At 41.0% G+C, this 22476-nt stretch carries 14 protein-coding genes and 1 tRNA gene; 11 read left to right on the top strand and 4 right to left on the bottom strand.

The annotated features are described in order from the left end of the window. Positions 1–328: 328 nt before the first annotated feature. The 7 genes from AC1RJ8_RS23175 to AC1RJ8_RS23145 all read left to right on the top strand — a co-directional run bounded on the left by AC1RJ8_RS23175 (position 329) and on the right by AC1RJ8_RS23145 (position 8654). Positions 329–697 carry a hypothetical protein gene (locus AC1RJ8_RS23175; protein ID WP_492955777.1) on the top strand — a complete coding sequence of 123 codons (369 nt, stop codon included), beginning with the start codon at positions 329–331 and terminating at the stop codon, positions 695–697. Positions 698–886: 189 nt separating this feature from the next. After that, complete coding sequence (locus tag AC1RJ8_RS23170) at positions 887–1363, top strand: REP-associated tyrosine transposase (protein ID WP_492955778.1); 477 nt, start codon at positions 887–889, stop codon at positions 1361–1363. Between the two features lie 636 nt (positions 1364–1999). Further along, positions 2000–3574, top strand: coding sequence for a hypothetical protein (locus tag AC1RJ8_RS23165; RefSeq protein WP_492955779.1), 1575 nt, complete (start codon positions 2000–2002; stop codon positions 3572–3574). Between the two features lie 81 nt (positions 3575–3655). Continuing rightward, complete coding sequence (locus AC1RJ8_RS23160) at positions 3656–5092, top strand: hypothetical protein (protein WP_492955780.1); 1437 nt, start codon at positions 3656–3658, stop codon at positions 5090–5092. Beyond that, positions 5082–6305, top strand: a complete 1224-nt coding sequence (locus AC1RJ8_RS23155) for a hypothetical protein (RefSeq protein ID WP_492955781.1) — start codon at positions 5082–5084, stop codon at positions 6303–6305. The genes AC1RJ8_RS23160 and AC1RJ8_RS23155 overlap by 11 nt, the downstream gene beginning before the upstream one ends. Positions 6306–6324: 19 nt before the next feature. After that, positions 6325–7611 (top strand): hypothetical protein, encoded by a 1287-nt coding sequence (locus tag AC1RJ8_RS23150; protein ID WP_492955782.1) that lies wholly within the window; start codon positions 6325–6327, stop codon positions 7609–7611. A 35-nt stretch (positions 7612–7646) separates the two neighbouring features. Continuing rightward, positions 7647–8654 carry a PorP/SprF family type IX secretion system membrane protein gene (locus tag AC1RJ8_RS23145; RefSeq protein ID WP_492955783.1) on the top strand — a complete coding sequence of 336 codons (1008 nt, stop codon included), beginning with the start codon at positions 7647–7649 and terminating at the stop codon, positions 8652–8654. Between the two features lies 1 nt (position 8655). On the opposite strand, the gene AC1RJ8_RS23140 is transcribed toward AC1RJ8_RS23145, so the two are convergent. The 3 genes from AC1RJ8_RS23140 to AC1RJ8_RS23130 all read right to left on the bottom strand — a co-directional run bounded on the left by AC1RJ8_RS23140 (position 8656) and on the right by AC1RJ8_RS23130 (position 13741). Continuing rightward, positions 8656–10680 (bottom strand): PKD domain-containing protein, encoded by a 2025-nt coding sequence (locus tag AC1RJ8_RS23140; RefSeq protein ID WP_492955784.1) that lies wholly within the window; start codon positions 10678–10680, stop codon positions 8656–8658. Between the two features lie 686 nt (positions 10681–11366). Then, the gene (locus tag AC1RJ8_RS23135) at positions 11367–13412 is read right to left on the bottom strand and encodes an alpha-glucuronidase (protein WP_492955785.1); all 2046 of its coding nucleotides are present in this window, start codon (positions 13410–13412) and stop codon (positions 11367–11369) included. Positions 13413–13423: 11 nt separating this feature from the next. Then, on the bottom strand, positions 13424–13741 hold the full coding sequence (locus tag AC1RJ8_RS23130) for a fibronectin type III-like domain-contianing protein (RefSeq protein ID WP_492955786.1): 318 nt from the start codon (positions 13739–13741) through the stop codon (positions 13424–13426). Between the two features lie 400 nt (positions 13742–14141). On the opposite strand from AC1RJ8_RS23130, the gene AC1RJ8_RS23125 reads away from it, so the two are divergent. After that, positions 14142–17237 carry a SusC/RagA family TonB-linked outer membrane protein gene (locus AC1RJ8_RS23125; RefSeq protein WP_492955787.1) on the top strand — a complete coding sequence of 1032 codons (3096 nt, stop codon included), beginning with the start codon at positions 14142–14144 and terminating at the stop codon, positions 17235–17237. A 9-nt stretch (positions 17238–17246) separates the two neighbouring features. Beyond that, on the top strand, positions 17247–19181 hold the full coding sequence (locus AC1RJ8_RS23120; protein ID WP_492955788.1) for a RagB/SusD family nutrient uptake outer membrane protein: 1935 nt from the start codon (positions 17247–17249) through the stop codon (positions 19179–19181). A gap of 311 nt (positions 19182–19492) precedes the next feature. On the opposite strand, the gene AC1RJ8_RS23115 is transcribed toward AC1RJ8_RS23120, so the two are convergent. Next, a tRNA-Arg gene (locus tag AC1RJ8_RS23115) sits at positions 19493–19564 on the bottom strand. Between the two features lie 295 nt (positions 19565–19859). Between AC1RJ8_RS23115 and mgtE the strand changes: the two genes are divergently transcribed. Together mgtE and AC1RJ8_RS23105 are read left to right on the top strand one after the other, a co-directional pair. Beyond that, positions 19860–21236 (top strand): magnesium transporter, encoded by a 1377-nt coding sequence (mgtE, locus tag AC1RJ8_RS23110; RefSeq protein ID WP_029275973.1) that lies wholly within the window; start codon positions 19860–19862, stop codon positions 21234–21236. 9 nt (positions 21237–21245) lie between these two features. Then, the gene (locus tag AC1RJ8_RS23105; RefSeq protein WP_492955789.1) at positions 21246–21860 is read left to right on the top strand and encodes an HAD hydrolase-like protein; all 615 of its coding nucleotides are present in this window, start codon (positions 21246–21248) and stop codon (positions 21858–21860) included. Positions 21861–22476: the final 616 nt, after the last annotated feature.

Genomic DNA, 22476 nt, shown 5'->3' with positions numbered 1-22476 from the left:
TTTGAGCAGGTTATTTATTAGCCTCTGCTAGTCCGAGCGGATTGCAATTAGATAAATTTGTGCTGGTGCGAGTTTTTAACTCGTACCAATATAAAAAAGCCATAGTTCTAAAATCTAGAAAGTCGCAATCCTAAACTTTCATAATTTGTGAGATATAATATATTTACAACGATCCAGTTGAGGCAGGCTTTGTAACAGAAGATTAGCATTGGAAGTATAGCAGTGCTATAGATTTTTCAGGAGAAAAGGGTTTATTAGAAATTGATATAATTTAAGTTAATTTGGATACGAGCTACAAGCTCGCACCAGCCTGGGGCACAACAGAATAATGGAAAAAGAAAATATTATAATTACTGGAAGATTTCCATCATCTGACTTTTCTTTACTAAGAGAGGCCTTAAAGTTTAATATATTAACCAAGTTAGAAGTTATTGTCTATTGTCTCTATTCAGAATATGAGATTCCATTAGGGACTATTTTTCATCGAATCGAAAATATGAACAATCAAATTGTCTATGAAGGTGAAATTAAGTTAACAAATGTAACACAACAATATTTAAAACCTTTTGATGGTATTCCTAAAGGATGGAAGACAATTTGTAAATTTAAATTTCAAGAACAAATTCCTTTAGCTTTAATCGAACTACCTGAAGTTTCTTGGGACGAAGCTGTTTCTTCACTTAGATTCAAATTGTAAACATAGCGCCCCTGCTAGTCCGAGCGGATTGTAATTAGATAAATTGTGCTGGTGCGAGTTTTTAACTCGTACCAATATAAAAAAACATAGTTCTAAAATCTAGAAAGTCGCAATCCTAAACTTTCATAATTTTTGAGAAATAATAATCATAGATTATCTAAATTGCTATAAATTAGATAACGGAACAAAATGAGCAGAAAATATAAGTTTTATAACAAAGAGGGCCTATATTTTGTCAGCTTTGCAACTGTGTATTGGATTGATGTTTTTGTTAGGTTACAATATTTTAACATTTTGATAGAGAGTTTAGATTATTGTAGAAAAAATAAAGGCATGGAAGTTTATTGCTGGTGCATAATGCCTAGCCATGTACATTTAATATTTAGCGCAAAAAATAATAATCCAGGCGATGTATTACGCGATTTTAAAGTACACACATCCAAGAAACTTCAAAAGGAGATTAGTGAAAATATACAAGAAAGCAGAAAAGAGTGGCTGCTTTGGATGTTTAAACGTGCAGGAGATAAAAACAGTAATATAACAAATGGCCAGTTTTGGCAACAGCATAACAAGTCTATTGAGCTGTGGTCAAATGAAGTAATTGATCAAAAAGTCGATTATATTTACAACGATCCAGTTGAGGCAGGCTTTGTAACAGAAGATTAGCATTGGAAGTATAGCAGTGCTATAGATTTTTCAGGAGAAAAGGGTTTATTAGAAATTGATATAATTTAAGTTAATTTGGATACGAGCTACAAGCTCGCACCAGCTTGGGTTTACCATATCAGAAATTTAATGGACATATATTTAAACAACCGCTATTCAACCCCCCAAAAGCTTCAAGCCCTCCTAACTAAACCCGACAGCAGCGGAAATCCTTTTTGTTGCCTCTTCGATAACCTCAGGGATAACGGCAACAAAAAGATTGTAGCGAATGGCGGGGCTGCACGACCCGAAAAACACGGAACCATTCGTTTCCAGATCCTTCTCAACATACCTTTTTTTAATATAAGAAAGATAAGTTTTCAGTTGGCACTTAACAGTTTTCAGTTAGCCAGTTAAAACAATTAACCGCTTAACCATATCAAACCGTTATAAGTTAAACTTACCGCTATCAAAACCTTTGTCTAAAAATACACCCATACCTTTGGTCATTTACTTTAGGGTTTTCAGCTATCAAAAACTGTGGTTTCGTCAATCACGGTTTTTTTATTGATTGCTTTAGCTGATATTTAAAGTGGCGGATTGTTTTGGGGACTAACTAACCCATTGAGCAAACCACCATAAACCAAACGATATTAAATGAAGATCAGTTTACTTATGCTGCTGGCGCTGTGTTTGCCAGTATTTGCTTTTTCTCAGACGATATACCGTAATGATGCCGGCGAAGCGAACGTAAGTTCGGGCTTTTATGAAACCTCAGCGCCTGTCAATTTTCCGGCCGGGGCATCTAGTTGGTGGCATTTGCTCGATGTAAGGCATTCGAATGGCGCAAATAACTTTGCCATGCAGCTTTCGGGCAGTTTTTTTGATCAGAATTTTTATTTACGCAAAACCAATAATTATGCTCAGCAGCCCTGGGTAAAAATTGTAACAGAGAGCGATGGTAAAGTAGGTGTCGGCACAACCACACCACAAGTGCCGCTACATGTTATTGGAAGGGGATTGTTTGAAGGCAACTTAAAGCTCATGGCTGCTGATGAAGCTTGGGCTGAAGGGCTTACGGTGGTGAGGCCAATCGGTTGGGCGGGTATCAGGTTGACAAGAAATGATCCTGCTACAGGAAATTATGAGGGGAACTGGGCCATTGGTTATGCTGGTTCTACTGGAAACGATTTTACGATCAGTAATCAAACGGGCGGAGCACAGAACAATGCACTGTTACACATCCGTTCCGATAATCAATATGTGGGCATTGGTACAGCTACGCCCAATGCCAAACTGACTGTATCAGGTGGAGAGATTAAAACAAACAATTTTGGCAACCAATCGGGGATACAAATTGGTGCAGAGGGCTCAGAAAGGCCACGGATTGGCTTCCATGTTTCAGATAATTCCAGGCGTTTTAAAATGGAAGTGAACGATATTAATAGTGCTTACGAGCGTTTGGGTTTCTTCTCAACCGTTGGCGGAAGTATGGGTGATCTGGAGGTCCTTAGCGTTAATAAAACAGGCAATGTGGGGATAGGGGTAGTTTCACCGCAGGGAATTTTGCATGTTAAGAGTAATGGAGCCTCTATTAATGGAGGGAACAATTTTCAGTACAATGGAAGCGGATTGATCGTGGAAGCAACAACTGGTGCAAGATCGGCTACAATGGGCGCCCAGATCGAATTTGTGATTCCGGCCAATATCGGAGGTGAAAACCCATGGGGCCAGGGCCGGATTATAACGGTTGCAGGTAACGCATATGGTGGCAATGCAGCTGGCAAAATGATTATTGGTACCCGTAGGTCTTTCGATAAACTAAAAACAGGGGCAGAGTGGTTTTATGGCGACGACATCGTGATTGATGAGTTAGGTAATATAGGCATGGGCACGCTAACACCGAAAGAAAAACTATCGGTTTTCGGTACGGTACGGGCAATGGAAGTAAAAGTAGCATCTACCGGATGGCCTGATTATGTTTTCGAAAAGGGTTATAAAATCGGAACGCTAAACGAACTGGAGGCTTATATCAAAACGAATAAACATTTACCAGAAATCCCTTCGGCAGAAGTTATTGAAAAAGAAGGGTTGGCATTGGGCGAAATGAATAAAAAACTACTGAAGAGCTTAGAAGAACTCACCCTACATGTGATCGAACAAAACAAACAGTTGATGAAACAGAATTTAAGAATTGCGGAACTCGAAAAGAAAATGGCTACAAAGCAATAATTATTTTAAACCACCTGATTACGATGTAAGTTGAATAACTGAACCTGTGAAATGTTATAGAATATAAAACCAAAGATAATAATGATGAAATTTTTTACACTTTTACTTTTTTTATCCATTCCATTTTTCTTATTGGCGCAGACCACTCAACCTAAAGATGATGCTGGCCAGATGGGTGGTACTTCGGGTTTTTACGAAACGTATAATCCGATAAACTTTCCAGCGGGAGCAAATAATTGGTGGCACTTGCTCGATGTTAGGCACAGTAATCTCAATAATAATTTTGCCATGCAGTTTGCCGGCAGTTTTTTTGACCAGGACCTTTGGTTTAGAAAAACCAGTAATATAGCCAATAATGTTTGGTCAAGAGTGTTGACCGAGACAAATGGTAACCTCAATGGTAAAATCTACATCACTACTTCCGGGGGGCAGAATTTTTTTACAGGACACCAGGCTGGTAATACCTATGGCTTTCCTGGCGGGATTTTTAAAGCCATTACGGATAATCCCTATGGGCAGATGAACATATTTTATGAAGGTGTTGCCGGCGGAGTAACGAATTTTACCGTTCGGGCCGATGGTCAGGGATATTTAGCTGCAGGTTTAGGTATCGGTACACAAAATCCTGCTTATAGGTTAACCGTTGCAGGTGGTGATATTAAGGCTTATAATTACGATAATCACTCTGGTATTTCCATCGGAGCAGAGGGTTCAGAAAGACCACGGATCGGTTTCCACGTTTCAGATAATTCCAGGCGTTTTAAAATCGAGCTGAATAGTCTAAACAGCGCTTACGAAAGATTAGGATTCTTTTCAATGAATGGTGGGCAAAGTGCCGAACAAGAAGTATTTACGATAAATAAAACCGGAAATCTTGGGGTTGGTACACCATTACCAACCAGTCGGCTTCATATTGCTGGTGATGAATTTATCACTTTAGGCAGTTACGATGCAAGCACTGGTGTAAAAGGCATCCAGTTTACAGGCTTTAGGGATGTTGTCCCAAACTATCTGGGTGCATCTATTGAGGCTGTACCCGAGTGGGGCTGCTGCGGTAATTATCCTACGGCGGGCTATCCAGGTATTAAGAATATCGCTTTGAACTTTAATGTCCATTACAATCCTGACATAGCAGATAGCAAGATGACCGCTTTATCAATCAGGGCTAACGGTTATGTGGGAATAGGAAGTACCTCGCCAACTGAAAAACTCACCGTTAACGGTAAAATTAAAGCAAACGAGATCAGGGTAGATGGAGCCGGTGCACCCGATTATGTATTTGAAGAAAGTTATAAGGTTGCAACCTTGGAAGAAGTGGAAAGTTATATTAAAAAGAACAAACACCTGCCCGAAGTGCCATCAGCAAAAGAGTTTGAGCGTGATGGCATGGCCGTTGGTGAGATGAACAAACTGTTGTTAAAAAAGATAGAAGAGCTCACACTCCATGTAATCGAGATGAACAAACGGGTAGAGAAATTAGAAACAGAGAATCAAAAACTAAAAAATAATGGGAATTAAACGCTCGGTATTTATTGCTTTATTATTTTTCTATGCTGGCTTTTCTGCAAATGCGCAGGCCATAAACATCACAGGTGATCAATACCATCTTTATGGGCCAAATTCTACCTGGTCGCAGTACCTGCAGGTAGGTGGTAATGGCCAGGTAACCGATCATGCCTTTGTGGCGGTAACTAACGGGAATTTGCATTTGGATGCAAAAGTTGGTTTTGCAACCTATATAAATTATTATAATAAAGGTAATACCTATCTCAATGTGCAGGATGGAAAAGTGGGGATAGGCACCACCTTTCCGGCAACAAAGTTTGAGGTGATGCAATCTACTAGTGGCTGGACGATGAATAGCAGGGTTAATGCGGTTACAAACGGGGAGATTAATGGTTTAAAATTCTATTCAGGTTATATCGGTGAGGATAAATGGGCTGGCATAGCCAGTATTGCCGAAAGTTTGCACAGCAATAAAACCGGGCTGGCTTTATTTTCAGGCATGACAGAGCGGGTGAGGATTTCAGGAGATGGTAATGTTGGTATAGGTACTTCTTATCCCACTGAGCTTTTCAATGTGAATGGGAATGCACAACTTGATCGTTTACGGTTAGGTAACGCGGTATTTAGCGCTAATAGTCGTAATTCAATTAATTCCTTCAATACGGGGCAAGATCCTGGTCTGCTTACAGGATGGATTGCTGCGGATTTTGGTGGATCCGATAATGCATCGGATAGACTGGTAATTGGAAGCGGCTTTGGAGGAAGAGCGATAATCGGTACACACAATTATAATTTAACTCAGTGGGGAGGCGATCTGATTATCAATCCTACCGGAAGCAAGGTAGGTATCGGTACATATGAGCCCAAAGAAATGCTTTCGGTAAATGGTAAGATCAGTGCTACAGAAATCAGGGTAAATGGTCAAGGAGCACCTGATTATGTGTTTGAGGAAGGTTATAAAATCGGGAGTTTAGAGGAGGTTGAGAAATATATCAAAGCAAACAAACACCTGCCCGAAGTACCCTCAGCAAAAGAATTTGAGCGTGATGGAATGGCAGTAGGGGAAATGAACAAACTGTTATTGAAAAAAATAGAGGAGCTTACGCTTCATGTTATCGAACAGAATAAACAGTTAATAGAGCAGAACAAGAAAATAGATAACCAGAATTTAAAGATTGCGGTGCTGGAAAAGAAGATAGATGGTAAAACCATCATGCACGAATAAACAACCCTAATAGATATCAATGAAAAAGTATTATTTGATTATTTTATTGCTAAGTAACTTATTAACTGGCAAATTGCTTTTTGCACAGAATTTGGGCTACAACCAGGGCGATTACCTGGAGATTGATTCAAGAGCTGGTTTTACCAACAATGATTTCAAAAACAAGCTGTGGTTGTACCGGTGGGTAAATGGTTCTGGTTGGACGAGCGCTGCCTTATTCGATGGAATAAGTATTGATGTTTCTTGTCTCATTCCCGGTGTTGATGCCCGTACCTGGTGGAAGCGGGATCCGGCTGGAGAGATTCAAAGTTGGGGAACCAGAAACGAGACTTACATGACCTTGAATGGTCCAAGACTTGGATTGGGCACTACTGATCCTAAAACCCTGCTTGATGTTCAATCCAATCAAAATGGTTGGATGATGAGTTCGAGGGTTAATGCAGTATCTGCCGGAGAGATTAATGGCTTAAAATTCTATTCAGGTTATCTTGGCGATGATAAATGGGCTGGTATAGCCAGTATTTCCGAGAGTTTACACAGCAATAAAACTGGCCTGGCTTTATTTTCAGGTATGACAGAGCGGGTGAGGATTTCAGGGGATGGTAAAGTAGGAATAGGAACCACTCTGCCCGAATCAAAACTTCGTGTAGTTGATGGTGGAGTAGTAATTGGCCGATATGCAACTGCTAATGATACCGATGGAAATCTAAGCATAGGGGATATTAGTATGAACTCTAGTCCAAATCCTATTACATGGACGTATGGAACTAACATGTTAATATCAGGTCTTGATTTTACCACTATAGGTTTTCACGATGCAGGCGAGCGGGTCGATTTTATTAGAAGCGGAAAGGGAACCATTGAGCTGGGCTACGACGGTGGCTGGGGGCATGCCAATATTGGTTTTCCGAATGGAATATGGAACGCTGCAGGAAACCTTGGGATTGGAACAACAGCACCAACTGAAAAGCTCACAGTTAATGGTAAAATTAAGGCCAACGAGATCAGGGTTGATGGAAATGGTGCTCCCGATTATGTATTTGAAGAAGATTATAAGGTTGCAACCTTGGCAGAGCTGGAAAGTTATATCAAGGCGAACAAACACCTGCCCGAAGTGCCCTCTGCGAAAGAATTTGAAAGGGACGGTATCGCCCTTGGCGAAATGAATAAACTGCTTCTGAAAAAGATAGAAGAGCTTACCCTGCACCTGATTGAAAAGGATAAACAATATGGCGAATTGCTCAATGATGTAAAAAAGCAGGAGTTACGCCTTCGCTTATTAGAGAAAAAGTTAGACAAACAGTAACCTGCGTAAAAACAGACAGTAAATAAAAACCGGTAATGAAAAAGTGGCTCTCGTTGTTCATGTTATGCACTGCCTTAGGACTTAATGCGCAGCAACGGCCACAATATACGCAATACCTGCTTAACAGTTACCTGTTAAACCCTGCGTTAAGTGGCATCGAAAATTATACCGATGTTAAACTGGGCTACCGGCAACAATGGGCGGGTTTGCAGGATGCCCCAAAAACTGCTTTTGTATCTGCACATTGGGCCCTGGGTGATGAATACTTATGGGACAACGCGCTTTCGTTTGAAGGGGATGGGAACGACCCCCGCTCGAGAAGTTATACCCAAAACTATACCGCCTCGCCGGCGCACCATGGCCTGGGTTTTTTGGCCGTGTCTGATAAAGCTGGTCAATTATCAACCACCACCTTTGATGTGAGTTATGCCTATCACATGCAATTGGACAACAAACTTAACCTCTCCTTAGGTGTTGCCGGTGGGTTAAGCCGCGTAGCAATAGATATTAATGCCCTTCTGCTCGAAAATCCCCGCGATCCCGCTTTAAACAATGCAGCTAATGCGCAGTTATTGCCAGATCTGTCTGTAGGTATGTGGCTTTATGGCGCTAATTTCTTTTCCGGGCTTTCCGTTCAGCAGATTTTGCCACAAAAGCTAAGTTTTTCAGGTGATGAACAATACAATACCGGAAAACAGGTTGCACACGTATTTCTGAATAGCGGATATAAGTTTTACTTAGCCGAAGATTTAAATATTACCCCTTCGGTATTATTTAAATACATACCCCATGTTCCCGTATCGGTAGATGTTAATGTGAAAATGGGATTTAAAGACCGCATCTGGATCGGTGCAGGGTATAGAAAACAGGATGCCCTGAACATGATGGCCGGATTTAACATCAACCATCTTTTTAACCTCACCTACAGCTACGATGTAACAACTTCTACCCTAAATCAGGTAAGTAGAGGCAGCCATGAAATAGTGCTTGGCCTGTTGCTCAACAATGTGTACAAAGTGTTTTGCCCGCAACGGCAATGGTAATTTACCTGATCAGCGTAATCGATCCGGTAAAACGCAAGTCTTTATTAAAAACATCCGTTCCATTTAATACATAATAATAAGCGCCCACCGGTACAGGTTTATTGCGCCAGTTACCATCCCATGAATCAAAAATATTGGTGGTAAAGAAAACTTCGTCGCCATAGCGGTTAAATATCTTAAAATTAAATCTTTTTAAATTGGTCACGTTAACATTCAACAGGTCGTTGATACCATCCCCGTTAGGCGAAAAAGAATTGGGGATCTGCAGGGCGGTTCCATCCAGCAGCACTAAATTATCAATGGTAAATATATCAACGCAGCCATTTGTAGTAAATGCCCGGAGTTCGATTTTATAAGTGCCTTTTTTTTGATAAATGTGCGTAGGCTGATGATCTGTAGAAGTTTCGCCGTCGCCAAAATCCCATTCAAAGCGGTCGGCATCACGCGATCGGTTTAGGAAAGTAATGGGCGTAGGGGCTGCAAACTTACCAGGGATAGGTGGGTCGGTTTGGAAACTTGCCACCGGATTTTTAACAATCTCAGGGATATTAATTGTAGCAACATCGCTATAACAATCGCCAACTTTCACCGTTACCGAATAATCACCAGATTGCGAAAAACTGCTAATCGGGACACTAACAGCTGCAGTAGTGGCACTAAAGTTTGCCGGGCCAGACCAAAGATAGGAGGCATCTGGTATTTCGGGGATACTGAGTTCCATGGTGCTGCCTAAGCAGAAATTGGTTCTGTTGGCAGAAATAATTGGTTTTTCAGGCTTTAAGGCCACATAAAAAGAGTAACTACTAACCGTACGGCACCCTCTTACCGAAAATGCTTCGAGGGTTACTGTCTTTGTACCAGCAGTTGTATAGGTGATTTCTAAAGGTCCGGCTGTGTTTGCTGTTGCTATGTTGGCATCTGCACCAAAATTCCAGTTTAAACGATTGTAATTACTTGCATCAGCCGTGAATATGAATTTTTGGGTACTCATGCAGGCATTTTCAGTCTTCATCACAATAGTTGATTTAGGACCTACAAATTCCCCGTTGCCATCAAAAGAAAGACTAAACCCATTGTTTTTGTTCGAAAAATTATCGATCAGTAAAGCATATTGATGCCCTTCGATCATATCAATCGCTTTTACAAAGCCATCCTGGTTTGGTGAGCAGCCTCCCTGTTCCCTAAGGTCGACCGAGCTGCTGTTGGCACCTGTAATGTAATATTTTGGGCTACAATCAACACCGCTGCCAGCCGCACAGCGGATGGAATTGGCAGATGAAGGCACGGCAGGCGCTGTGGCAGGTCCAAGATCATATAATACCCAATCTATATCATCGGTAACTGCAGTAGGTGTAATCGTAAAGCCTAAAGTACCTGTATTGGCTGCTGTCCAGGTGTACCATGCACTGTTCGATTCGATGCTTAAACAAGTTCCTGCAGCCTCGCTGTTATTAATTCCGGCCCCGCTCACCTTAAGCTCCGTAAAACTATCTTTATTGCATAAAAGAGATGCTGATGAGAAATCCTGTCCGGGTTTGTTTGGTGGGTTATAACTGTTCACACAGAGTTTAAAACTTCCTGTGGCATCATTTTCTGCACTGATGCGCAGGTAATAGGTATCGCCAATAATCAACCCGCCCTTATAGGCGGTAGTAATGTTCTGATCAGTGGTCATCGAACCGATCTGTTCGGTAAGTACATTGTCCTTATAAGTATAAAAGGCAATGAGCGGATTAAGCAATGTGTTGGTGTTTCCTGCAGATTGTCCGGTTACGGTAGCAGTAATATCGGTACCGGTTGCAGTAAAGCTGAACCAGATGTCTTTCCCTTCGCTATTCCAAAAACTTCCCTTTCTATAACCACTAGGGGTAGCATTAGCGCTGGTAAAAGCTGCATCGTTAGAGCAGTATACCGTAGTATTTTTAATGGGTGTGGCCATTTTTACCTCATCATTTGCAGGTTCCTGTGCCTGAACTTTTAAAATAAATGAAGCAAAAAACAGCAATAGCAATATGCGTATTAACATAGGTTGGTATGGAGCGTTAGGACGTAAAAATATTGATTATAAAATGATTGGTCAATAGCTGAAAGCAGAGAAAATATGCCTGAAAACATGGATGTTTTAGGCTTAAGGTGCAAAATCTGTTTTTTGTTGAGGTGACTGACAGGTTTTTGCTCCTCAAGCGCTTCCCAAGATTGTTTTATTAGTACCCTTATAAGCCGGATAATCCTATTTGTAGCGTGCCATCAAGGATAGCCGTTTGGTATATTCATTGTTATGGTAAAGATCAAGAAGTATAATAAAAACTTTCAGTTTTGGAGACAGGATAACCATCCTATCGAACTAGATCCACATCTAAATATGTTTGAAGAACGAATTATTATCTTCATAATAATCTTGTTGAGGCAGGACTGGTGGCAAATGCAGCGGACTATTTATACAGTAGTGCTATAGATTATGAAGGAGGTAAAGGATTGATAGATATTGATGTGTTGATTTAACGAAAAGCACCCCTCACTGGCGCAAGTCTTAGTGGTTTGGAGAATGTGGGCTAGCTGACTTGTGCCTTAAAGGATTAATGTATTGATTTAACGAAAAGCACAAGTCAGGCCTTTGCTTGTGGCGGGGCGCTAAGACTTGCGCTAGATGAGGCTAAGACTTGTGCTAGATGGGTGTACTACCGGATTTTTTTTGGTTTTGATGAAAGCAGGCTATTCATAGTCTTTACTTTTGCTCAGCTTTTTCAATGTATCCAATTCATATACCGGTCGTTCCAACTCGTAAGGAATTTCCCGTTTGCTAAACTGCTGGAAATATAATAAACAGGCATCCTTCCACACCTGTGCATCACGGCTTTGGATCTTGAGCTTCGACTGCACAGATTTGAACCGTTCATCATCAACCAAGCCCTTGTTACTGTCCCAAATGCGCTGGAAAGCACGAACACGTTGCAACCCTGAATCGTAACGATAACAAAGCGCTGTCCAAAGGTCGTGTCCATTTTTAAGTTTATAATTCCATGGCACATGGTGAAACCACAACAAGTATTCTTCCGGACAACTTTCCAGGCTGTTATATGTAGATCGGAGTGGTTCACGGTACTGTTCAACGGCATTGCTACCGGTGCTGCTTCTGTTAAAGCCTACACCTAAAAGATCTGCATTGTGATAGTATACCGAGGTCCAGTCGGCCCTGATGGCTTTATTCGAGAACCATGGGGCAGGCCCGTAATGGTGGCCTTCAGCAAAAATGTGGTGCAATCCTAAGGGCATCATGTAATCCACAGCGGCTGCTCTGCTCTGCATCATCATCTCTTTTATCGGCTTTACAAGGGTTCGCTCCATTTTCTTTTCCGTAGGACTTAAAAAAGTCTGCCTAATCCATTCATCTGCAATATCTTCACTCTTAAGTTTATTGTCCCAGGCTAGCCTGCCGAAAGCATACCAATTGGCCTGTGCAAAAATATGCCCGGTCCAATTTTTCTCCAGGCCAATATTGGATACGCCTGCAATTGCACTGAAGCTGCGTTTGTCCAATGTCCCATCTGTACAGGCCGCTACAGTGCTGCCCTTACCGTTTCGGTAGGTATCGCTTTGTAAACACTCTTCCCAAAGGGTAGACAAAAAAACCAGGTGATTCGACCAGCCCAGGTATTCCTGAGTGATCTGGAACTCTGGCATTACAGGAGTTTTAATCATGGCCCCGAATAAGGGACTGAATGGCTCCCGGGGCTGAAAATCAAGTGGTCCGTTTTTAATCTGGATAATTACATTTTTCTTGAATTTACCATCAAATTTTAAAAATTCATTATAGGCTTGTTTGGTACGGTCCTCATTACTGGGTTGATATACAAAGGCACGCCACATTACAATCCCTCCAAAAGGAAAGAGTGCATCGGCCATCATATTGGCGCCATCAGCGTGTGTCCTTCCGAAATTTTGAGGGCCAGGTTGCCCTTCGCTATTGGCTTTTACAAGGAATCCTCCAAAATCAGGAATAAGTGAATAAATTTCTTTGGCTTTAGCTGCCCACCATTGCCTAACGGCAGGATCAAGAGGATCGGCGGTTTTAAGTTTTCCGATAGTAACAGGTGAGAAAAAGTTGACCGATAAATAGACTTTTAAGCCATATGGACGCAATACTGTGGCAATAGACTTAACCTTTTGAAGATAAGGGACGGTAAGGATTTTTGCCGAAGCGTTTACGTTATTGAGTACTGTGCCATTTATACCTATTGAGGCATTGGCTCTTGCGTATTCTTTATACAACGCAATATCTGCCTGATTAATTTGAAGCGAAGAATCGCCGTGCCTCCAAAATATCGAAGCACCAGCATACCCGCGTTCTACAGAACCATCCAGATTATCCCAATGGTTAAGGATTCTTCTTGAATAGGAGGGATTGGATGCATAATTTTGATCAGACTTTCCTAAATACTGCCTTCTAAGGAGCTCATAGCTGCCATAAAGCATACCCAAATCCGTTGTAGCGGCAATTTTATGGCCTTCCAAACGAAATCCATCATTTGTAATGGAGCCATCTTTAACAAAATCAAATTTTAGTTCTGCGCCATCTTTTCCCAGCCACCCGTTTTTAATTTCTTGTACAGCGATGGCTAATACGGGCGACTTTCTTGGCGATATAACCTTTACCCGCGTGGACGAGGTATTGCGAAGCCAAAGTTGGTGTCCGTCTTCAGCCTTCAGAAAATGGATAGTAACTGTAATGATAATCAATAGCAGGGTAATCTTTTTCATCTGGTTGATTATTAGTTTTTTGGTTTTAATATTACCTTAAAATAAACAAGTTTGCTTTCACCAGATGCTAAGCTAACCCTTTGATATCCCTTAAGGGCTTTTTTAGCTGATTTGATTTTTAAATTGTTGTACATCACATACAGCTGGGCAACCTCGTCGCTCTGCATTTTTCCGGTATTGGTGATCTTTATAGACAAACTTGTTCCTTTGCCTGATTTAAGGTTTGAAGGTAAGACAAAGTTGTGATAATTGAATGTAGAATAGCTTAATCCATATCCAAACCCAAAAAGAGGTTTGCCTTTGAAATACCTATAGGTTCGATTCTCCATATTATATTTGGTTTTCTTGACTTGTGCAAGTTCCAAATAGTTTAACATAGGGAGGTGTACGTTTAGATAAAAATCGGCGACAAATGTTTCGGTCTAGTAGTTGAGCTGGCTTTATGTTACATCTGTTTAACTTACAATCGATTGCATAAAATGGCGCCATATTTTGAGGTCGAAGGACTTTTTTCGTTTAACAATCGCTTTTTGGTCTATTCCTTCCTTTGAACATTTATTCCATATTTATGAACAATTGACACTTACCCTTTTCTTCTCATCGAATAACTTTACTGCTATCATGTTTGTCTGCTCTTATTTAGCGCTACTTATTATCCGGTTTTTTGGATAACCAGTCGGCTCATAACTGAATGATGCATGAGTTTTAACCATTATAAACCAAATTTTTATGAGGAATGAATTTTTACAGTTTTTTGTAAAGCCTGGCGCAGGACTTTCCAAATGTCTGGCCAAACTATCACTGATTGCTTTTTTTGCGCTTTTTGTGGTTGCTGCACATGCACAAACCCAGGTAAAAGGGCGTGTTGTGGATGATCAGGGAAAACCCCTTCCAGGGGTAAGTATTCTGGTCAAAGGAACCTCAATCAGTACAACAACCCTAGGCACAGGAAACTTCAGTATTGCGGTTCCAACAAGCAATTCGGTACTGGTGTTTTCTTACATCGGATTTACGAGTCGCGAGGTTCAGGTGAGAAATCAAACCGAAATCAATGTGACATTGCTTCCGAGCGCTGCTGAACTTGAACAAGTTGTAGTGGTGGGGTATGGAACCCAGCGCAAAGAATCGGTAACGGGTTCTGTGGCAAACATATCGGGCGATAAAGTTCGTGAAATACCCGCACCCAATGTGGCACAGGCGATACAAGGTCGAATAGCTGGGGTAAACATTTCACAAACTTCTACCAAACCTGGTGCAACCATGCAGATTCTGATCCGTGGGCAGCGTTCACTTTCAGCCAGTAACGACCCTTTGGTGGTGCTTGATGGGATTCCATTTCCAGGTTCTATTGGCGATATTAATCCCAACGACATTAAAAGTTTAGACATTTTAAAAGATGCTTCCGCTACTGCAATTTATGGCTCGAGGGGAGCCAATGGAGTAATATTGATAACCACTAACCGTGGTCAGCAAGGCGCTCCCGCTAAAGTATCCTATAACTCATATACTGGTTTACAAACCCTTTTTGCCAAGTATCCAATGATGGATGGACCAGAATTTGTTGCCCTGCGCAAGGCAGCTGGATTATTTACAACCAATGGCGTAGATGAAGCTAACGATGTAAATACCGATTGGCAAGATTTATTCTATGATAAATCGGCAGTTGTAACCAGTCATGATGTTGGTGTATCTGGTGGATCTACAACCGGCAGCTACAGTTTTGGGGGCGGCTATTATCAGAATCAAAGTCTGATCCCAACTCAACAGTATACCCGCTATTCAATGAAAGCATCTATGGATCAACAAATTGCCAGTTTCTTAAGGATTGGATTTACCACTAATAATAATTACAATTTAAGTGAAGGCAATCAACTCGGCGTTTATGGAATCCTTAGCAATTCGCCTATCGCAAATCCTTATAATGCAGATGGCAGCCTAAAAAGAACAATCAGAATGCCACAGGATGAATCGTGGATTTATACCCGTGACCTTACTAAGAGCCTTAGTGATAAATGGCTTAATGAAACGCGTGGTTTTGCTACTTATAATTCATTTTATGGCGAGGTTAATATTCCATGGGTAAAAGGACTGAAATACCGTACCAATCTCGGCCTTGATTTTATCCAGAGCAATAATGGTAACTATACAGGTGTTGGAATTGGAAGTGCTACCGCTACTACAGTTTCTACTGCCGGGGTTAGCAATTCGCAAACCTACCATTGGACACTTGAGAATTTATTGACCTATGACAGGACCTTCTCAGAAAAGCACAACATCAATGTAGTGGCCTTATATTCTGCTGAACAGAATAAGTTCAATTCCTCATCCATGTCAGCACGTGATATTCCGTCTGATGCTTTTCAGTTTTACAATCTTGGCCAGGCCAATGGAGAGTTAACAATCGGTAACGGGAACTACAGCTTAAGTGGACTCATGTCTTACATGGGAAGAATAATGTATGCTTATGATAATCGCTATTTAATCAGTGCAACCATCAGATCTGATGCATCGTCACGCTTGGCACCAGGGCATAAATGGAATACCTATCCGGCTGTTTCTGTGGGTTGGAACCTGATGAATGAGAATTTCATGAAAGGGATAACCGCTATCGACAGGTTGAAGATCAGAGTGGGTTACGGGCAAACATCAAACCAAGCGGTAAATCCATATCAAACCCTTGGTTTACTAAGTTCGCGCCCTTACAATTTTGGCGATAACAACTATGCCACCGGATATTATGTTTCTCAGTTACCTAGCCCGGGTTTAGGCTGGGAATATTCACAAACCTGGAACTATGGCCTCGATTTCTCCTTACTAAAAAGCAGACTAACAGGAACATTTGAATACTATGTAACCAACACCAAAGATATATTATTAGGCGTTGCACTACCTTCTACCGCAGGTGTGGGCAGTTATACTGCAAACATCGGACAAACACAGAATAAAGGGTGGGAACTGAGTGTTAACGGGAATATTTTTAACGATAAGGGAGGCTGGTCATGGGATGTAGGATTTAATCTTTATGCAAACCGAAACAAACTGGTTGCCCTTGCATCAGGTCAAACGAGAGATGAAGGAAATGCCTGGTTTGTGGACCATAATATCAATGCCATTTATGATTTTGAAAAAGTAGGTTTATGGCAGGCCGGAGATCCATACCTGAATGTTTTAGAGCCAGGCGGTAATGTGGGGATGATTAAAGTAAAATACACGGGCGATTTTGATGCGACCGGCAAACCAACAAGGCCTATCGGAGCAGCAGATAGACAGATCATGGATGTGGATCCTAAATTATCAGGAGGATTTAATACAAGAGTAGCTTATAAAGGATTTGACCTCAATGTAGTAGGATTATTTAAAGACGGTGGAATTTTGCTGAGTACATTATATGGTTCTTCCGGATACCTGAATCTCTTATCTGGTAGAAGAAATAACGTTAAAGTTGATTACTGGACACCTGAAAATACAGGAGCAAAGTATCCAAAACCCGGTGGTATTGCAAGTGGTGATAACCCTAAGTATGGAAGTACATTAGGTTATTTTGATGCTTCTTTCTTAAAAATCCGGACCATCTCTTTAGGGTATGATTTCAATCGAAGTTTGTTAAAAGATTCCAGAGTGAAGCTTCGGATGTATTTAACCGTTCAGAATCCTTTTGTGATGTTCTCTCCATATCACCGCGAATCGGGCATGGATCCTGAAACAAATTCATATGGCGATGAAAACGCTGCGGTAGCATCGGTTTACCCGCGGAGAATCTTAACCATTGGTACCAATACCCCGTCTACGCGTAACTATGTAGCTGGTCTTAATTTAACATTTTAATATACCGATATGAAACGTATACATTTAAATATAACATTGGGCATTTGGCTTGGGATGGTGGTTTTCTCAGGCTGTAAAAAAATTCTTGAAGAAGAACCCCGCAGTATCTTTACACCAGATTACTTTAAAACAGTAACAGGGGTAAATGGTGGTCTTACAGCCATGTACGGTCACCTCCGCAACATGTATGGGCAGGCCTATTATTATAATTCGCTAATTACCGGTACCGATGAGGCTACCTGGGGCAAAGATGCTGATGGTAATTTTAAGGATATGGATTGTTCAGGAGTTGGGTCAATACTTTCTACAAGTTATCCCAGTAGCGTATTATGGGGAGAAGCCTTTCCGAATATTAATACGGCAAGTGGCGTAATTGAGAATGCCAGTGCCGCAGGTATTGCCTCTTCATTGGTTGCGGAAGCCAGATTCTTCCGCGCCTTTGATTATTTTTTGTTGGTACAGACCTTTGGTGGGGTACCACTCGATTTAGGTGCCGGACCACTTAAATTCAATACCAGCCCTGTAAGAACATCAGTTCGCAATACAGTTCCCCAGGTATACACAAAGGCAGTATTTCCTGATTTATTGACGGCTGTTGCCGATTTACCAGTTGCAGCCCGCGTTACAGGCGGGGTAACAAAAACTTTGGCACGACTGTATTTGGCAAAAGCCTACCTAACTTATGGATGGTGGTTGCAAAATCCCAACAATATCCCAACCTATCCTGCAGCAAACCGTACTGATCCTGACGGACATGACGCAAACTGGTATTTTCAACAAGCTTATGATGTTTCAACTGCAGCTATAGAGAGTCCTGGATCTTATGGTTTGGTAGATACCTATTATGATGTTAATTTAGGATCGAATGATCGTAATAAGGAAATGTTGCTATATGCTGATCATACCCAAACGAGCGAACGTTTTAATGGCGGTAGTTTAACCTTTGGTAGTGGTGGGGCACCAGATAATTTTGCAGGCTGGATGATGACCTGGAATTACACCAATATCAGAAGCGGAGGAATCAGTTCGGTTCAGCGTGAAGCGGAGCAACATCTTGGCAGGCCGTGGAACCGGATGGCTCCACCCATTGAAGTGTTTAAAAATACTTTTGCCGATAAAACATTGGATTCGCGTTATGATGGCACATTTACAACAGTATACCGTGGAAACTGGCCTAAAGGATATAATCCTCCAGAATCGGCTCCTGCCGCTTTGGTTAATGCCAATGGCTTGTCTATCGTTCCCGGAAATGCCGTTTTAACCTTTTTGGATGCTGACAATAGCGCCGTAAGTTATCCAAGCGGAGCCGGAACAAGTAATGTTGGCGCCGGCACATTGCCTGGAAGGGCAGATTATGTAATTTCCCCATCCGGAATAAGCAGAATTGTTTACCCGGGTCTTTGGAAACTGGGCCCTTACCGCACAGATAATGGCACAGGTTTAGGCCAGCCAAATGCAGGTAGTACGCGGCCTTACCCTATTGCAAAGTTTTCTGAACTTTATTTCGTAGCTGCCGAAGCTGCTGTAAAAGGTGCTACACCTAAAGCAGGTAAAAGCGCGCGCGAACTGATCAATGTGGTGAGGGCCCGTGCCGGAAAATGGCGTTGGGACAATAATGGTAATGTGGCAAAAGTAGCCGACAATAGTGCAGCCATGATTGCAGCAACCCCTGCAACAATTGATATCAATTATATTTTAGCAGAGCGGTCGCGTGAATATTATGCGGAAGGATACAGGAGATTCGACCTCATTAGAACGCAAAAATGGGCAGAGTTATCCACTACCTTCAGTATTTGTGGTACAGGATATGGCGACCATACACCAGTTACGGTTACCAGAACAATTACACCAAATCTTTATCTCCGTCCAATTCCACAAGGACAGATAGATGGCATGCAAATGTCTGACGAGGCAAAGAAAGCATATCAAAATCCTGGCTACTAAACTTAAAACAGGCAGATTTTTCGAGAGAAATCTGCCTGTTTTTCTTTCAGAATTATCATAATCAAACCGATTGATGCTAAGCGTTTTAAAAACTACATCATCAGCACTTATATCCAGAAAGTATATTTTGAGGCTGAAATAGCCCTGAAATTGAAATTATAGCAGCAATTTTTCCCGAAAAATTAATGTATCATGAGCATGCCTATCGAACACTAAAGCTGAATGAAGGGTTGGGTTAAATGATTGATTACTAGTTTTGTGTAGGGTATGAAACGAGACAAACCGCATAAAAACTGATTTGTCTCGTGAGGTGCTCCCGACGAGATTCGAACTCATATCGATGGTACCGGAAACCATAATTCTATCCATTGAACTACGGGAGCATAAGGCTGCAAATATAGAAAAATCAAAATCATTTCATTAAAAAAACAAGGCTATTTTTAATCTGTAAGTTCATATAAAAATTAACTTCCTGCTGTTGAGATATCTTTTATGTTAAAAAATGATTAAATCATAAAGCTACAGACAGCTTAATTGCGTTTATTCTCCTTTATGTTTAATTTAAGAAACCTTTTTGTTTAATTTTAAAGGTACACCGTTGGCTTTTTAAGAAATAAAAATGCACCTTTGCGAACCATTAATAGAGGTTTAGGCATGTAATAAATTAGATTGTTTTTTATGGAAGAATTGGTTGTGGAAGAGATTCAGGAACTGCTTGAAAAAGAGAATGATAAGGCTTTAAAACAATATCTCGATCAACTGAATATTTCGGATGTTGAAGAACTGATTGATGAACTTCCACAATATGCAGCTAAATTTATCGAAACCCTGTCCCTTAACAGGGCGGTAAACGTTTTTCGGATTCTGGATTTTCCTACCCAGGAGCGGATCATTAAAAAACTTTCGGGCAATAAACTCAATCAGATCATCAAAGATCTGCCACCCGATGACCGTACCGCACTTTTTAGCGAATTAAAAGGCGATGTGGTAAAAAAAATGATTACCCTTTTACCCCCCGAAGAACGTAAAGAATCGCTTGCACTTTTAGGCTACAAAGAAGATAGTATTGGCCGTTTAATGACGCCCGATTACATCGCTGTAAAGCCCGAATGGTCTATCACAAGGGTTTTGGCACACATCAGGCGCTATGGAAAAAACTCCGAAACCATTGATGTAGTGTATGTGATCGATAAAGAAGGGGTATTATTAGATGATATCAGGATCCGTGAGGTTTTACTGGCCGATCCGGAAGCAATTATTGGCGAACTTACCGATAAACGTTTTATTGCCTTAAAAGCAAACGATCCTCAGGAAGATGCAATCAATATCTTCAGAATGAACAATCGTGTGGCTTTACCCGTAGTGGATGAAAATAACATTCTTTTAGGTATTGTTACGGTTGATGATATTTTGTGGATTGCCAACGAAGAATACACAGAAGATATGCACAAAATTGGGGGTACTGAGGCTTTGGATGAACCTTATCTCGATATCCCAATCCTAAAACTGGTTAAAAAACGTGCAGGATGGTTAATCGTACTCTTTTTAGGCGAAATGTTAACTGCAACAGCCATGCAGCACTTTGAAATTGAACTCGAAAAAGCAGTAGTATTATCGCTTTTTATTCCATTGATTATGAGTAGCGGGGGTAACAGTGGTTCTCAGGCTTCAACATTAATTATCCAGGCCATGGCCTTAGGTGAAGTAACTATTGCCGAATGGTGGCGCGTAATGCGCCGCGAGCTCGTTTCAGGAGCCTTGCTGGGCATCATTTTAGGCACAATTGGCTTTATCCGCATTGTAACCTGGCAAGAGTTACACCTCTATAACTATGGTCCGCATTGGTTTTTAATTGCGGCAACCATATTTTTTACCCTTGTTGGCATCGTATTATGGGGCAGTTTAATTGGTTCGATGATGCCAATTATTTTGAAAAAACTAAAACTCGATCCGGCAACTTCATCAGCACCATTTGTAGCCACTATGGTTGATGTTACCGGAATTGTAATCTATTTCAGTGTTGCTGTATTAATTTTAAAAGGCGTTTTACTCTAAATCTAAATCATGCAAAAGAAAATTACCACACTTTTTACCGATATCGGTGGCGTTTTATTAACCAATGGCTGGGACAGGCATGCAAGGGGCGAAGCTTCAGTACTTTTTAACCTCGACTCTGTTGACCTCGAAGAACGCCATCACCTTACCTTCGATACTTATGAAGTGGGTAAATTAACCCTTGATGAATATTTAGAACGCATTGTTTTCTTCGAAGAACGGAATTTTACTTACGATGATTTTAAAGAATTTATGTTCAAAAAATCACTTCCTTACCCCGAAATGATTCAGTTGATCTGCGATTTAAAAAAGAAATACAACCTTAAAGTAGCCGTAATCAGCAACGAGGGCAGGGAGTTAAACCAATACCGCATCAATACGTTTAAACTGAACGAATTTGTCGATTTTTTCGTATCGTCTAGTTTTGTGCATTTCCGCAAACCCGATGCCGATATTTTTAAAGTAGCTATCGATATTTCACAGAGCGATGTAGAAACGAGTTTATATATCGACGATAGGATGCTTTTTGTGCAGGTTGCCGAAGGTTTAGGCTTAAAAGGCATTCACCATACCGATTACGAAGATACCAAAGCACAGTTAGCTGCTTATGGCTTAGCGGTTTAATTTTAAAGTTATTTTCCGCAGATTTCGCTGATTCCCGCAGAATAAATTAAACAAATGACTGTCATTCCCGTGCATACGGGAATCTTAATACATTTTCGTGGTGTCAGATGTTACCATCTGACACCCTGAAGCTACTTTCCATGCAACTGTATTATTAAGTTCTCAACTTTCGATTAAATAAATGCTGTCGGGATGTGGGCTTTCCATTTCAATCGGGTTTAAAGGGCAGTGTACCTGCTAATATTTTAGGCCGGGTGCAGCAATATAATTCTGTGTTTTCTGTACCTTCTAGCGTTAGTCATCCTGAATTTATTTCAGGATCTTTAGTTAATATTTAGCGTTGTTACCATTTAAGAAATATAAGTCCATTTAAGCTGCTGGATTAAGTGGTAAACTAACTGCTATAAAGCAATAAAAAGCACCGTGCTTAATTATCTGTGTTAATCCATATTATCTGTGGTTGATTAAGCGCTTCGACTCCGCTCAGCGTGACAATCGAGTGGGTTTCTGTGTTTTTTCTGTGCCTCCTCCCGCGTTCGTCATCCTGAATTTATTTCAGGATCTTTAGTTAATATTTAGGGTTGTTACCATTTAAGAAATATAAGTTCATTTAAGC

It is taken from the genome of Pedobacter sp. GW822-FHT03F06 (assembly GCF_058801365.1).
This window is presented reverse-complemented; position numbering and strand designations above follow the sequence as displayed.

What these genes read in the sequence shown, in the direction of transcription:
- AC1RJ8_RS23150 (WP_492955782.1), top strand. Translation starts at nt 6,325, where the DNA reads ATGAAAAAGTATTATTTGATTATTTTATTGCTAAGTAACTTATTAACT.
- AC1RJ8_RS23120 (WP_492955788.1), top strand. Translation starts at nt 17,247, where the DNA reads ATGAAACGTATACATTTAAATATAACATTGGGCATTTGGCTTGGGATG.
- AC1RJ8_RS23160 (WP_492955780.1), top strand. Translation starts at nt 3,656, where the DNA reads ATGATGAAATTTTTTACACTTTTACTTTTTTTATCCATTCCATTTTTC.
- AC1RJ8_RS23125 (WP_492955787.1), top strand. Translation starts at nt 14,142, where the DNA reads ATGAGGAATGAATTTTTACAGTTTTTTGTAAAGCCTGGCGCAGGACTT.
- AC1RJ8_RS23105 (WP_492955789.1), top strand. Translation starts at nt 21,246, where the DNA reads ATGCAAAAGAAAATTACCACACTTTTTACCGATATCGGTGGCGTTTTA.
- AC1RJ8_RS23170 (WP_492955778.1), top strand. Translation starts at nt 887, where the DNA reads ATGAGCAGAAAATATAAGTTTTATAACAAAGAGGGCCTATATTTTGTC.
- AC1RJ8_RS23175 (WP_492955777.1), top strand. Translation starts at nt 329, where the DNA reads ATGGAAAAAGAAAATATTATAATTACTGGAAGATTTCCATCATCTGAC.
- AC1RJ8_RS23145 (WP_492955783.1), top strand. Translation starts at nt 7,647, where the DNA reads ATGAAAAAGTGGCTCTCGTTGTTCATGTTATGCACTGCCTTAGGACTT.
- AC1RJ8_RS23165 (WP_492955779.1), top strand. Translation starts at nt 2,000, where the DNA reads ATGAAGATCAGTTTACTTATGCTGCTGGCGCTGTGTTTGCCAGTATTT.
- AC1RJ8_RS23130 (WP_492955786.1), bottom strand. Translation starts at nt 13,741, where the DNA reads ATGGAGAATCGAACCTATAGGTATTTCAAAGGCAAACCTCTTTTTGGG.
- AC1RJ8_RS23155 (WP_492955781.1), top strand. Translation starts at nt 5,082, where the DNA reads ATGGGAATTAAACGCTCGGTATTTATTGCTTTATTATTTTTCTATGCT.
- AC1RJ8_RS23140 (WP_492955784.1), bottom strand. Translation starts at nt 10,680, where the DNA reads ATGTTAATACGCATATTGCTATTGCTGTTTTTTGCTTCATTTATTTTA.
- AC1RJ8_RS23135 (WP_492955785.1), bottom strand. Translation starts at nt 13,412, where the DNA reads ATGAAAAAGATTACCCTGCTATTGATTATCATTACAGTTACTATCCAT.
- mgtE (WP_029275973.1), top strand. Translation starts at nt 19,860, where the DNA reads ATGGAAGAATTGGTTGTGGAAGAGATTCAGGAACTGCTTGAAAAAGAG.